This is a genomic window from Pseudomonas sp. PSE1(2024) (genome assembly GCF_050990555.1).
In the GTDB taxonomy this organism is placed as follows: Bacteria; Pseudomonadota; Gammaproteobacteria; order Pseudomonadales; family Pseudomonadaceae; genus Aquipseudomonas; species Aquipseudomonas aphyarum.
This window is the reverse complement of the sequence record NZ_CP158967.1, coordinates 837,428-851,086: the sequence shown is the minus strand read 5'-3', so window position 1 is coordinate 851,086 and position 13,659 is coordinate 837,428. Positions and strand designations below refer to the sequence as shown.

General features: G+C 61.2%; 9 protein-coding genes. 1 reads left to right on the top strand and 8 read right to left on the bottom strand.

The window, feature by feature from the left end; genetic code table 11:
• Positions 1-8: 8 nt before the first annotated feature.
• The 5 genes from ABTV87_RS03645 to ABTV87_RS03625 all read right to left on the bottom strand — a co-directional run bounded on the left by ABTV87_RS03645 (position 9) and on the right by ABTV87_RS03625 (position 8,089).
• Complete coding sequence (locus tag ABTV87_RS03645) at positions 9-1,460, bottom strand: efflux transporter outer membrane subunit (protein ID WP_433899012.1); 1,452 nt, start codon at positions 1,458-1,460, stop codon at positions 9-11.
• 9 nt (positions 1,461-1,469) lie between these two features.
• Complete coding sequence (locus ABTV87_RS03640; protein ID WP_085746844.1) at positions 1,470-4,547, bottom strand: MexW/MexI family multidrug efflux RND transporter permease subunit; 3,078 nt, start codon at positions 4,545-4,547, stop codon at positions 1,470-1,472.
• On the bottom strand, positions 4,544-5,644 hold the full coding sequence (locus tag ABTV87_RS03635; protein WP_085607993.1) for an efflux RND transporter periplasmic adaptor subunit: 1,101 nt from the start codon (positions 5,642-5,644) through the stop codon (positions 4,544-4,546). Before ABTV87_RS03635 ends, ABTV87_RS03640 begins: the two co-directional genes overlap by 4 nt.
• Before the next feature lie 135 nt (positions 5,645-5,779).
• Positions 5,780-6,937: an oxidoreductase gene (locus ABTV87_RS03630; protein ID WP_236191602.1), complete on the bottom strand. Its 1,158-nt coding sequence runs from the start codon at positions 6,935-6,937 to the stop codon at positions 5,780-5,782.
• A gap of 231 nt (positions 6,938-7,168) precedes the next feature.
• Positions 7,169-8,089, bottom strand: a complete 921-nt coding sequence (locus ABTV87_RS03625; RefSeq protein WP_433899833.1) for an NAD(P)-dependent oxidoreductase — start codon at positions 8,087-8,089, stop codon at positions 7,169-7,171.
• Between the two features lie 110 nt (positions 8,090-8,199).
• Between ABTV87_RS03625 and ABTV87_RS03620 the strand changes: the two genes are divergently transcribed.
• A complete protein-coding gene (locus ABTV87_RS03620; protein WP_085607988.1) occupies positions 8,200-9,336 on the top strand; it encodes an LLM class flavin-dependent oxidoreductase in 1,137 nt (378 codons plus the stop codon).
• A gap of 36 nt (positions 9,337-9,372) precedes the next feature.
• Here ABTV87_RS03620 and rfbA read toward each other — a convergent pair whose 3' ends face one another.
• Genes rfbA through ABTV87_RS03605 form a run of 3 tightly spaced genes read right to left on the bottom strand, consistent with a single transcriptional unit; the run spans position 9,373 to position 13,653 of the window.
• Positions 9,373-10,296 (bottom strand): glucose-1-phosphate thymidylyltransferase RfbA, encoded by a 924-nt coding sequence (gene rfbA / locus ABTV87_RS03615; RefSeq protein ID WP_085607986.1) that lies wholly within the window; start codon positions 10,294-10,296, stop codon positions 9,373-9,375.
• 42 nt (positions 10,297-10,338) lie between these two features.
• On the bottom strand, positions 10,339-11,421 hold the full coding sequence (gene rfbB, locus ABTV87_RS03610) for a dTDP-glucose 4,6-dehydratase (RefSeq protein WP_433899011.1): 1,083 nt from the start codon (positions 11,419-11,421) through the stop codon (positions 10,339-10,341).
• Positions 11,422-11,475: 54 nt separating this feature from the next.
• Complete coding sequence (locus ABTV87_RS03605; protein WP_433899010.1) at positions 11,476-13,653, bottom strand: prenyltransferase/squalene oxidase repeat-containing protein; 2,178 nt, start codon at positions 13,651-13,653, stop codon at positions 11,476-11,478.
• Positions 13,654-13,659 lie beyond the last annotated feature (6 nt).

The window sequence follows — 13,659 nt, the reverse complement described above, 5'->3', positions numbered from 1 at the left end:
CAAAACAACTACAAATCGCTGCTCTGCGCTGTCTCCAGCGCGGGTGTCTGGAACCCGCCGCCCAGCGCCGCCATCAACGAAACCGAACTGTCGATGTGCTTGCTGTTGAGGAAGGCCAGGCGCATTTCGTCCTGGATCAATTGCTGCTCGATATTCAGCGCATCGAGGAACGTGTCCTCCCCGGCCTTGTAGCGCGACTGCGACAGATCGTAAGAAGACTGGGCAATCGAACAGGCATCGCGCTGCACGACGATTTGCTGCTCGAACGAACGCAACTGCGTCACCGAAATTGCCACCTCGTGCAGGGCCGAATTCAACACCCGGTTGTACTGCGCAATCGAACTGTCGAGTTCGGCATTGCCGGCCTTCAGATCCGAGCGCAGACGACCCGCATCGAAGATCGGCAGCGACACCGTTGGCGCCACATTCCAGAACTTGCTGACCCCGGCGAACAACGCATCACCGGTCAGCGCATGGGAACCCGCCGCTGCCACCAGATTGATGTTCGGGTAGAACGTGGTCTTCACTGCCTCGACGTTCTTGGTCTCGGCCTCCACGCGCCAACGCGCAGCGACGATGTCCGGACGACGGCCCAATAGTTGAGCCGGCAACTGCGCCGGCAATGCCACCACGCTCGCTTGCAGATTCGATGGCCGCTCAAGCGTGTGCGCACGATCAACGCCCTTGCCGATCAGCGCCGACAATTGAAGACGAGCGATTTCGATGTCTTCGTTGGCGCCGATCAGGGTCGATTCCGAACGCGCCTTGAGGCTCTGCACCTGCTTGAGTTGCGACAGGTTGTCGAGGCCCGAGCCATAGCGTGAATCCGTCAGATCCACCAGTTTGCTCAGGCGTTCGAGATCCCGTTGATTGAGCTCCGAGACCTGCCAGGCATACGCCAACTGGTTGTAAGCCTTGACCACGTTTGTCGCCAGAATCAGCCGCGACGATTGCAGATCGACTTCCGCCGCTCGTGCGCTGTTGAGCGCCGATTCCCACGCGGCACGCTGGCCGCCCCAAAGATCGAAGGTGTAGCTGAAATTCACCGCCAGATTGCGTGCGGTGAAGTACTTGTGGCCCTCGCCGCTGTAGTCCTCGAAGCGTGACAGCCGACCGCGAGTGACACCCGCCGACGCGTCCATTTCGGGATAGCGCTCGGCGTCGCGCAGGTCGAGAAATGCATTGGCCTTCGCGACCCGGGCAGCGACTTCCTGCAAGTCCGGGTTGCTGGCATACGCCTCCTCGATCAATGCTCCAAGACGTGGATCGCCCAGCGATGTCCACCAGTCCGCACGCGGCCATTGCGCCGGCGGCAGCTTGTCTTTCAGGCTGTCGGACGGCGCATCGCCGACCGCCAGCAATTTGCCCTGATGATCGATCCCGGCGTAGTTCACACAACCCGCCGCCAACAGGATGGACGCCGCCAGCGGCGCCAGCATCAAACGTGTAATCGAATGCATGTCACGTCCTCACAGGATGGGTTGCGGCACACCGGCCGGTTCGGCTTCGGGTGCGTGGCTCGGTTGCTTGATCGAACTGAGCAGCGTGTACACCGACGGCAGAATGAACAGGGTGAACAAGGTGCCGATCAGCATCCCCACCACAATCACCAGGCCCAGGCCGAAGCGGCTGTTGGCGCCGGCACCGCTGGCGAACAACAGGGGCGCGAGGCCGACCACCATCGCCGCAGTGGTCATCAGGATCGGCCGCAGACGCACCTGCGCGGCGTGCTGGATCGCTTGCACGCGGTCCATGCCTTGCTGGCGCTGCAACTCGTTGGCGAACGCGACCATCAGGATCCCGTGCTTACTGATCAGACCGATCAGCGTGATCAGGCCGATCTGGGTGTAGATGTTCATTGAGGTCATGCCCAGCGCCAGCGGTACAAGGGCTCCGCAGATCGACAGCGGCACGCTGATCAGGATGATGAACGGGTCGCGGAAGCTCTCGTATTGCACGCTCAGCACCAGGTAGATGATCACTAGGGCCAGGCCGAAGGTGAACGCCAGGCTGTTGCCTTCCTGCACGTATTGGCGGGCGTCGGACTGCCAGTCGAAACTGAAGCCGGCCGGGAAGCCTTCCGATTGCTTCTGCAGGAAGCCCACTGCATCACCCAACGTCACGCCCGGCGCCGGAATGGCCTGGAACGTGGCGGAGTTCTGCTGGTTGAACTGGGTCAGGCGATTCGGCTCGACCTTGACGCTGAGGGTGGCCAGTGTCGACAGCGGGACCGGATTGCCTTTCTGGTCCTTCACGTAATACAGCTTCAGGGTTTCCGGGGTCAGGCGATCCGCCGACACCGATTGCGGAATCACGTCATAGGAACGGCCGTGGAACGAGAACCGGTTGACGTACTTCTCGCCGATCAGGCTGTTGAGCGTCTCGCCGATGTCCTGCATGCGGATGCCCAGGGCGTTGGCCTTGGCCCGGTCGACCTGGATTTCCACCACCGGGTTGTTGAAGTCCAGATCACTGTCGACCACCGCGAACAGACCACTGGCTTGCGCCGCCTGCTTGAGCTGATCCATCACGTTGTACAGCGCCAGATATTCCTGATCGCTACGGATCACCATCTGCACCGGCAGGCCACCGGTGGAGCCCGGCAGCGGCGGCATCTGGAACACGAAAATGCTCGTGCCTTCGATCTGGTTCACCCGCGCCTGCAAGTCAGGCTGGATGGTGTTGGCGTCGCGACCGCGCTTTTCCCAGTCCACCAGGTTGATCCCGCCGACGCTGTTGGACAGACCGTCGGAACCGTTCGCCACCCAGTTGCTGTAACCCTCGGGGATTTCGTTGAAGGTCTTGTACAGCTCGTGGGCGTAGGCTTCGAGGTAATTCAGGTTGGCGTGCTGCGGTGCCTTGATCGCGGTCAGCAGAATGTTCTGGTCTTCCAGCGGCGCCAGTTCGGTCTGCGCCGAGCGATAGAGGAACGGCAGGCTGAAGAAGATCACCAGCGCCACGCTCAGGCTGATCCAGCGACGCGCCAGCGAACCACCGAGCAGCGCGCCATAACGACGGGACAGATACTGGAAGAAACGATCCGCCTTGACGGCCATGAAGCCTTCGCTGGTTTTCGCGTCCAGCAGGCGGGTACTCATGATCGGCGACAGGGTCAGGGCGACGATGCCGGAAATCACCACGGCGCCCGCCAGGGTCAGTGCGAACTCCTTGAACAGCGTGCCGGTGAGGCCGCCCATCAAACCGATCGGCGCGTACACCGCCGCCAGGGTGAAGGTCATCGCTACGACTGGCCCGGCCACTTCACGGGCGCCGATCAGCGCAGCGTCGAACGGCGTCTTGCCCTCTTCGATGTGACGGTGAACGTTTTCCACCACGACGATGGCGTCGTCCACCACCAGCCCGATGGCGAGCACCATGGCGAGCAGGGTCAGCAGGTTGAGGCTGAAGCCGAACATCTGCATCAGCATCGCCGCGCCGAGCATCGACAGCGGAATGGTCACCAGCGGAATCAGCACGGTGCGGAACGTACCCAGGCACAGGTAAATCACCAGCACCACGATCACCAGCGCTTCGAGCAGGGTGTAGCTCACCTCGTCGATCGACGACTGAATGAAGTGCGCCACTTCGAACGGGATCTGCACGGTCACGCCCGGCGGCAGGGTTTCCTGAATCTGCGGCAGCAATTCGCGCACGCGTTTTACGATGACCAGCGGGTTGCCGGTCGGTGCGGCGTCCAGACCGAGGAACAGCGCCGGCACGTCACTCATCGCGCCGCTGGTATCGGTGGAGGCTGCGTTCAGTTCCACAGTGCCGACGTCACGCACACGGATGATGTGGCCGTTGTCGTTGCGCAGCACCATGTCGCGGAAATCTTCGACGCTGTTCAGGTCAGTGTTGACCCGCAGGTTGCTGACCACGTACAGGCCTTTGACCTGCCCTGGTGCTGCCTGGAAGTTGTTGCCCTCGATGGCCGCCGAAACGTCCTGCCCGGTCATGCCGTAACCGGCCAGACGCTGCGGGTCGAGCCACAGGCGCATGGACAGTTTCTGCTCGCCCATGATGTTGATCTTGGCCACGCCTTCGATGCCGGCGAACATCGGTTCGACGACGCGGGAGATGTAATCCGACATCTCCGGAATGGTCAGGTTGGAGCTGGCGAACGCGACGTAGGCCACGCTGGTGAAGCCGCCGGAAGTGCGTTCCACCACCGGGTCGTACGCGTCCTTCGGCAAGCGGTATTTGATCTGGTTGACCTTGGCCATGACCTCGGTCAGCGCCGCGATCGAGTCACTGTTCAGTGCCATGCGGATCGTCACCTGGCTGCGACCCTGGGTCGAAGTCGACGACAGATAGTCGATGCCCTCGACCGAGGCCACGGCCTGGCTGATCGGTTGGGTGACGAAGCCTTGCATCAGTTCCGAAGAAGCGCCGGGATACTGGGTCGTGACCGTGATGGTCGATGTTTCCAGCATCGGGTACTGGCGGATCGGCAAGTTCATCAGCGCGCGTACCCCGAACAGCAGGATCAGCGTGCTGACCACCACGGCCAGCACCGGGCGGCGAAGAAAGAGGTCGGTGAAATTCATTTTTCCAGCCCACTGAGTTTAAGAGCAATCGTGTCCGGGACACCTTCCACCGCCACGCCGTCGTGGAGCTTGAGCTGGCCGGACGTCACCACTTGCACGCCTTCGGTCAGGCCCTTGTCGACCACCGCCCAGCCATCGCGGCGCTCGCCGACCTTGATGCTTTCGCGCTTGACCTTCTGCACCCCGGCCTCGTCGGTGTAGACCGAGAACACGCTCTCGCCGTAGGCGTTGTAGGTGATCGCGGTTTCCGGAATCAGCAGCTCGGCGGTCTGCGGCAGGGTCACCGAGACCCGTGCATACATGCCGGGACGCAGGCGTTTTTGCGTGTCGGTGATGACCGCTTGAACGTTGATGGTGTGAGACTGGTTGATCTGCGGATCGACCGCGACGATCTTGCCGGCGAAGGTCACATCACCCCAGGCATCGACCTTGGCCTGCACGGTCTGGCCCAGTTGCACTTGCGAGCCATCGCGCTCGGCGAGGGTGAAGTTGACGCGCAGCACGCCCGGATCGGTCAGGGTTGCCACCGCGCTGCCGGCCTGCAGGTATTGGCCCAGGTGCGCCTGGCGAATGCCGAGGGTGCCGGCGAACGGCGCACGAATGTGCCGTTGGGCGATCTGCGCCTGCATGCGCTCCATGTCGCCTTTGGCCGCGTCGTATTGAGCGCGGGCACTGTCGAAGGCGCGACGGCTTTCGGCGCCGGTCTTGGCCAGTTCCTGGACCCGGGCGAACTGGGCCTTGGCCGATTCGTACTCGCCTTTCAGGCGCACCAGTTCGCCTTGCTCCGGCGCGTCGTTGAGCTTGAGCAGCACCTGCCCTGCCTTCACTTCATCGCCGGACTCGAAATCGATGTCCACCACTTTGCCGCTGACTTCAGCCGACACCAGCACCTGACGCTGGGCTTCGAGTTTGCCGATGGCTTCGAGGTAGTAGGTGTACGGTTGTTTCTTGACTACGGCCAGACCGACCCGGGTGCTGGGGATCCGTTGCTCGGCCGCCGCCGGTGGCGGCGACCAGAAACGCCAGCCCAGTGCAGCGGATAGCACCACCACAAGAATAATAAAGATCAGCGACTTGATAATGTTTCGAGCAAGCATGTGGCACTCCCTTGACTCTTTGCTGCGAGCACAAAAGTTTGAGTTTTAAGAAAATAAAGGTGCAACTTAAGGCGGGCGCGTTATCGATCCCTGTGAACTTTCACTTGTAAACGCGCCCGCTTTATTTATCCGCTGTTACGCCGCGGCCAGTACGTTGGTTTTATCCAGGTAATACTTGCCGATACCGTGCAAGTTCAAAGGCGACAGGGTGAAGTGCTTCGAACCGGTGTGGATATCGCGGAAGCAACGCTCCAGGAAGTGCGACTTGTAGACGGCTTTGGAACCGGCCATCGAGTAGATCTGGTTGACCGCATTGACCGAGTTTTCGGTCAGCACCGAGGCTGCCAGACCGACGCGGGCGCTGACCGGTTCGCCGATGGTTTCACCGCGGTTGATCACCTGGTGGATCGCATCTTCCAGCAGCAGTTGTGCGGTGTGCACCGAGGAGATGGCGCGACCGGTCTTCTCGAAGATCACCCCTTCCAGACCCGGATCGGTGTTCACGGCGCGGTCGTTGCGGAAATGGTCGACCGCAGCGCGGGCCACGCCCAGCACGGTGGACATCGCCGCCAGGGTGCCGAACTCGTAGTAACCGGTGGCGTAGGCCCGGGAGCTGCGCGCTTCGGGGGATTGTTTGAGAGTTTCGACATCCAGCGAGAAGGACTTGTGGACGATCACGCTGGAGCACTGGAAGTGATGGCTGCCGGTGCCGCGCATGCCCAGGGTGTCCCAGGTCGGCAGGATGGTGCACTGGCTGGCGGGCACGAAGAACATCCGCACTTCCGGAGTGGTGTTGTTTTCAGTGCCTTTGACGGTGGCGGTGCAGACCAGCCAGTCGGCGTGGGCCGAGCCACTGGCGAACGCCCATTTGCCGCTCAGCAGGTACTCGTCGCCCATCGGCAGCGCTTCGCCGCCGGAGTGGATGGCGCCGATCACGAAACCGTCGCAGTGGTTGTAGATCGCTTCGGAAGTGGCTTCCGGCAGGTAATCCGACAGGCGCCCCATCGCCACTTGCACCGCCAGCTGCCAGGACAGCGAGGCGTCAAACCGGGCGAATTCCAGCAGCAGGGCGGAGGTGGTCTGGATATCGACCTGGGACCCGCCGAACGCCTTGGACACCGAGGTGCGGCCAAAACCCTCCTTGAAGAATCGGGACATCACATCCTTGTGCGTCGCATTGGTCTGCTCGCTGTAATCGCGGTGCTGAATAATCAGCGGATTGAGTGCACGCACCTTCTCGAGCCATTCATTGGATTCGGAGGGAAGGCTGTTCCATTGCATTAGATTTTTCATAACGGCTCCTAGCTATTATTTATTTACGATCAGCAGACGAAAAAACAGACAGAACTTTTTATTGTTGTTAAACCCCGATAAAAATGTACGTCTACAGTCGTACATTTGACAAGCACTATTATCAGACTTCTTTCATTTCCCAATAAAAGAGCAATCACTGTCCGACAATTACGCAAGGCGCAAGAGGCCAACGTAACTTGCGAACAAGTTACGTTGCTTGAATCTTTTTGCTTACTTCACGCCGGCGCGCCGGTCACTGACTTTCGACAGTGAGGCCCAGTCCTGATCGGCCTGACCATGGGCCATGCCGTCCAGCAGGTTGTCCTTCAACACGCTGGCAAACGGCAGCGGCACCTGGGCCGCTTCACCGGCCTCCAGCGCCAGGCGAACATCCTTGAGGCCCAGCGATAATTTGAAACCGGCCGGCTCGAATGTTTCATTGACCATCAGCTTGCCGTATCCCTGATAGACCGGCACGGCGAACAGGGTCGAGGTGATCATTTCGATGAACGCCTCGCGACTGATGCCGTAACCGCCGGCCAGGGTCGAGGCTTCGGCCATGGATTCGATCGCCGAGGCAATCATCAGGTTAGCCGACAGTTTGGCGGCGCAGGCCACTTCAGCCGTGTTACCGAACGTCCAGGTCTTGCGCCCCAGCACATCGAACAGCGGCTGCACCCGGGCCAGTGCTTCGGCGGGCCCGGAGGAGAGAATGTTCAGATTGCCGGCAGCCGCCACATCGACCCGCCCCAGCACCGGTGCCGACACGTAACCGACGCCACGTGCTTCATGCACGGCCGCCAGCTCCCTGGCCAGCGCCACGGATACCGTGGACATATTGACGTGAACGCTGCCGGCCCGCAGACCGTCCAGCGCCTTGGCATCGAAGAACACCGAGCGGATCGCCGTGCCATCGCCGAGCATCGAAATCAGCACCTCGGCCTGCGCCGCCAGTGCCGGTGTCGCGACAGCTTCGGCGCCGGCCGCGGCCAATGCTTCCAGCGGTGCCGACGAACGATTCCACACGCGGACCCGATGCCCGGCTTTCAGCAGGTTCAGCACCATCGGTGCGCCCATCGTGCCCAGACCGATAAATCCCAGTTCCATGTCGCGTTCCTCTCTCGATGAGGTCTTCAAGTCCGTTTGTGCAATGACCCATGTTTGCGATTGTACGTGTACAGGCGTACATTTCAAGTGCCGCGATGATTCATTCTTCGCGGCAAGGGTTTCAAACACACCTTTACCCAAGGCAAGGAGGCTTTATGCAATTCGGGATCTACACCGTTGGCGACGTCACGCAAGACCCTACCAACGCCCGTACCCCCAGCGAATCCGAGCGCATCCAGGCCACCCTGCAAATTGCGCAGAAGGCCGAAGACATCGGACTGGACGTGTTCGCCACCGGCGAGCACCACAATCCCCCGTTCATCACCTCCTCTCCCACCACGCTGCTGGCCTACATCGCAGCCAAGACCCAACGCATCATTCTCTCGACGTCCACCACCCTGATCAGCACTAACGATCCGGTGCGTCTGGCCGAAGAATATTCGCTGCTGCAAAACCTCTGCGGCGGCCGTATGGACCTGATGCTCGGCCGGGGCAACACCGCGCCGGTCTACCCCTGGTTCGGCAAGAGCATCGCCGACGGTCTGCCACTGGCGATGGAAAACTACCGCCTGCTGCACCGGCTCTGGCGCGAAGAAGACCTCAACTGGAGCGGACGCTTTCGCACCCCGCTGAAAAACTTCACCTCGATCCCGCGGCCCCTCGATGACCTGCCGCCCTTCGTCTGGCACGGCTCGATCCGCACCCCGGAAATCGCCGAACAGGCGGCGTATTACGGCGACGGTTTTTTTGCCAGCCACATCCTCTGGCCCCGTGAGCACTTCATGGCGCTGGTCGAGTTCTACCGCGCGCGGTTTGCCCATTACGGTCACGGCACGCCGGAGCAGGCGATCGTCGGTCTCGGCGGGCATATTTTCATGCGTCGCAACTCGCAGGATGCGCGCCGTGAATTCCGTCCCTACTTCGACAACGCCCCGGTGTACGGCCACGGTCCATCCCTGGAAGAATTCATGGAAATGACCCCGCTGGCCGTCGGCAGCCCTCAGGAAATCATCGACAAGACCCTGACCTTCCGCGAGTACTTCGGCGACTATCAGCGCCAGCTGTTCCTGTTCGACCATGGCGGCATTCCGCTGAAAACCGTGCTGGAACAACTCGACATGTTCGGCAAGGAAGTGTTGCCGGTGCTGCGTGAAGAAACCCGCAAACGCCGCTCCCCGCTGGCGGCCGAAGCGCCGACTCACGCCAATCGCCTGGCCCGTTTGCAAACCCCGTCGGCCGAACCGCACTCGACGGTCAAAGCTGCCCAACTCGACAGCGTGACCGGCCACTGACCCTGTGGGAGCGAGCAGGCTCGCTCCCACACTTGATCAGGCAGCGCCTTTCAACGGGCGCTGCGCATCCATCGCAACCACCACGTCATCGTTGATCAGTCGCGCCAGATACTGACCGTAACCGGTCTTGCTCATGCTGCCCGCGTGCACCAGCAATTGCGCGTCGTCGATCCAGCCCTTGTTGTAGGCGATCTCTTCGAGGCAGGCGATTTTCAGGCCCTGGCGTTTCTCGATGGCCTGCACGAAATTGCCGGCCTCAATCAACGCATCGTGGGTTCCGGTATCCAGCCAGGCCATCCCACGACCCATCACCGATACGTTCAATTTCCCGCGTTGCAGATAGACGTTGTTGACATCGGTAATCTCCAGTTCACCTCGCGGCGATGGCTTGATGTCGGCGGCAATCTTCAGCACTTCGTTGTCGTAGAAATACAGGCCTGTGACGGCATAGTTGGACTTCGGATCGCTCGGTTTTTCGCAGATGCTCAAGGCCTTGCCGGCAGCATCGAATTCCACCACGCCAAAGCGCTCGGGATCGGCCACGTAGTAGCCGAACACTGTCGCGCCTTCATCACGCGCCGCCGCTTGCAGCAGGGTTTCACCGAAACCGGCGCCGTAGAAAATATTGTCGCCGAGCACCAGGCACACGTTGTCTTCACCGACGAATTCGCGACCGATGATGAACGCCTGCGCGAGGCCGTCCGGGCTCGGTTGTACCGCGTAGCTCAGGCTCAGGCCCAACTGGCTGCCGTCGCCGAGCATGCGCTGGAAGCCCGGCAGATCTTCCGGCGTGGAGATGATCAGGATCTCGCGGATTTCCGCCAGCATCAGCACCGACAGCGGGTAGTAGATCATCGGTTTGTCATACACCGGCAGCGACTGTTTCGAGACGCCCAGGGTGATCGGGTGCAGACGCGAACCGGCGCCGCCTGCCAGCAGAATTCCTTTGTACTTGGCCATGCTTTTTTCCTTTCAAGCAGTGAGATTTGAATGACTGAATGGTCAGGCCACGAGGGCTTCGTCGCGTTGCTCGCCGAGGCGCTCCAGCGCGTAGGCACCGGACATCACCCGCACCCACCAGGCGCGGTTGTCCAGATACCAGTCGACGGTTTTCTTCATGCCGCTTTCGAAGGTTTCCTGCGGCGTCCAGCCCAGCGTCGCGTGGATTTTTCCGGCATCGACCGCGTAGCGTTTGTCGTGGCCCGGACGATCCTTGACGAAGGTGATCAGGTCGCGGAAGTGCGCAACACCCGCCGGTTTCTCCGCACCGCGCGCTTCGAGCAGGTCGCACAGGGTGTGCACCACTTCCAGGTTGGTCTTCTCGTTGTGGCCGCCGATGTTGTAGGTCTGCCCGACCTCACCGCGCGTGACCACCGCATACAAGGCGCGGGCGTGATCCTCGACGAACAGCCAGTCGCGAATCTGCGCACCATCGCCGTACACCGGCAACGGCTTGCCTTGCAGCGCATTGAGAATGACGTGTGGAATCAGTTTTTCCGGGAAGTGATACGGCCCGTAATTGTTTGAGCAATTGCTCATCACCACCGGCAGGCCGAAGGTGCGATGCCAGGCGCGGACCAGATGATCGGAACCGGCCTTGGTCGCCGAGTACGGCGAACTTGGCGCATACGGCGTACGCTCGGTGAACGCCGGATCTTCGGGCTCCAGGTCGCCATACACTTCATCGGTGGAAATGTGATGGAAACGGAACGCCGCCTGACGCTTAGCGTCCAGTCGGTTCCAGTAACCACGCGCCGCTTCGAGCATCGTGTAGGTGCCGACGATATTGGTTTCGATGAAGGCTTGCGGGCCATCGATCGAGCGGTCCACGTGGGACTCGGCAGCCAGGTGCATCACCGCATCCGGTTGCAGCCGTGCGAACAATTCGTCCAGCGCTGGCTTGTCGCAGATGTCGACCTGACAGAACCGATAACGCGGCGAATCGGACACGTCGGCCAGCGATTCAAGGTTGCCGGCGTAGGTCAGTTTGTCGACGTTGATCACTTCACATTCGGTCTCTTCAATCAGAAACCGCACCACGGCCGAGCCAATGAAGCCCGCGCCCCCTGTCACTAAAATTTTCATCAGCGCCTCCCCTGGCAAAATGATGACTTAACGTCCTTCGATGCTGTGTGCGGGTCAGTTCAACAACGCCACCCAATATTGCGATAGCCCTTGTTCGAGAATCAGCAGCGTCTGGATGCAGACGAAGCTTTCGTCGGTGGTTGCCGAGGTTGCGTTGAGCGGGCCGAATCCACCGTCCTGCTTCTGATGGGAAGCGATCCAGTCTTTCGATTCCTGCAAATACGTCGGCTGCGCGTCGAGCAGGTACATCGCCGCGATGGCCATGTAAGTGCCCACCAGGCTGATCGCTTTGCCCGGCCGGTAATGGAACGAGCCGTTGGCCAGTTGCAGGCTCTGCAGCCAGGCGACGGTCTGTTCGGCATCGACGATGCGTCGGTTGAGAATGAACAGCGTCGACACCACGCGGTACACCGAAAACGCGTCCGGCGGATACCCGGGCTTATTGGCGAAACCGCCGTCGGCCGAGCGGCAGCGCAAGGCGAACGCCATCACGCCCTGCTCGTCCGGCGCCTTGGCTTCAAGCGCATGTAGCGACAGCACCGCCAGATTGGTGTGCCAGATGTCCGAGCCGAAACCCGGTACATCACCGAACCCGCCGTCCGGGTTCTGACACGCTTGCAGGTAAAGCACGCAACCGCCGATATCGTTCGGCAAGGCGCCCAGCACTCGCAGCGACAACACCGCGCAGTAGGTGGCGAACACATCGCTCAGATGCCCCGGCTGCTCGGCGAATCCACCGTCGGTGTTTTGCGAGGCCCGGATGCAATCGATCAGGCTGGCCTTGTTTTCGATTTGCAGACCCAGCGCGTGCAAGTCCGAGATCACGTGCAGTCCGGAAAACACCTGCCAAGTCTTGTCAGCACGGAAACCCAATGGCGCGGTTTCGGCTGTCAGCCCGTAAGGCGTTTCGTTCGATGCCCGGGCCTTGGCCAGCCACGCCAGATAACGCTGCAGATCAACATTAATGGTCGGCACGCCATTCGGATGAATGCGCTGCACATCACCACCGCCATCGATCACTTGCAGCTCACGGTTTACCAACGCCGCATCGTCATGATGAGTGACGGCAGCGGCCGGCTCGATGGACTGCAACGCGTGGGCCGCGGCGAGTTGGGTTTTCAGGCTTTTCAGGTGCAACGGCAGGTACGTCAGGTTGCCGATGCTGAAGATCCCCGGCTGACGCGGCGGTGCCCAGAATTGCCGAATGAACGGCACGGTCGGGTCATCCGGGGTCGACCAGAAATAGCCCTTGCCCATGAACAGACCGCCATTGCGGGCGTCGTGAAACTCCAGCAACGCTGCCGTCACCGAAGCCCGATCCGCTTCGCTCGCGCCGGACGGCAAGGCCTGAATCGCCTGCAACAGCAACGCCACGTCGTAGGCGGTCTTGATCGGAAATGGCGACTCGTGATTTCTGTACGAGGTGTGCCAGTCGCAACGCACTTTGCCGTTGATCCCGACCCGATCCCAATACCCGCCGTACGCCGGATCGCGGAACAGCGCCAGGGTTTGCAGCAGGAACGAGCGGGCCAGGTTCGACAACGCATTGTCGTCGCGTGCATCAGCCAGTTGCGCCAGCACCAGGCTGACTTGAGCCCGCACACCGCAACGGGTCAGCGCCACATCGACACAGGATTGGCTGTCGCTGCCGGCCACCCGGCCGATCAGGTTTTCTGCATGAATCTGCAAGTGCCCGACCAACCCGAGACCCAACGGCTGATTGTCGATACGCGCGAGCAACGCCGTGGCGCTGATGTCGAGATCGATCGAAGTCGCGAGCTCCAGCGGAGTCGACCAGTCGCTGCTGTACAGGCCGGCGACCGTGGACCGAGCGTAGATCGCTTCGACCTTTTCCAGCAGGCCGTGGATCGCGGCATTGTTCGCCGCGTCCTGCGGCACCCGGCGCTGATAGGCAATCAATGCCGCCAGCGCGTCCAGTTGCAGCGCCAGCGTGCGGCAGCGTCCGGAGCCGTGCGGCGTCCAGTAGCGGTCGGCCAGTTCGTGGAAACCGCCATTCGACGCATCATGCAAACGCATCAGCCCGTCATGGGCAAAACGCAGTTCGACATCGTCGCCGTGCTCGGCCTGATAGAGCGTCGCGGCGACCTGATCCTGCAACTGCTTGTCGCTGGAAATCGCAACCTCGCCACTGGCATCGGTCACGGCGAAAAAGCCGCCGTGGTCGATGTCCTTGAGGCCTTGATCAAATAGAAACTGCGGATGCAGTGACATGGTGAA

Bases quoted from the DNA above. Each gene is read 5' to 3' on its own strand.
- rfbB (WP_433899011.1), bottom strand. From the start codon at position 11,421: ATGAAAATTTTAGTGACAGGGGGCGCGGGCTTCATTGGCTCGGCCGTG.
- ABTV87_RS03640 (WP_085746844.1), bottom strand. From the start codon at position 4,547: ATGAATTTCACCGACCTCTTTCTTCGCCGCCCGGTGCTGGCCGTGGTG.
- ABTV87_RS03635 (WP_085607993.1), bottom strand. From the start codon at position 5,644: ATGCTTGCTCGAAACATTATCAAGTCGCTGATCTTTATTATTCTTGTG.
- ABTV87_RS03630 (WP_236191602.1), bottom strand. From the start codon at position 6,937: ATGAAAAATCTAATGCAATGGAACAGCCTTCCCTCCGAATCCAATGAA.
- ABTV87_RS03605 (WP_433899010.1), bottom strand. From the start codon at position 13,653: ATGTCACTGCATCCGCAGTTTCTATTTGATCAAGGCCTCAAGGACATC.
- rfbA (WP_085607986.1), bottom strand. From the start codon at position 10,296: ATGGCCAAGTACAAAGGAATTCTGCTGGCAGGCGGCGCCGGTTCGCGT.
- ABTV87_RS03645 (WP_433899012.1), bottom strand. From the start codon at position 1,460: ATGCATTCGATTACACGTTTGATGCTGGCGCCGCTGGCGGCGTCCATC.
- ABTV87_RS03620 (WP_085607988.1), top strand. From the start codon at position 8,200: ATGCAATTCGGGATCTACACCGTTGGCGACGTCACGCAAGACCCTACC.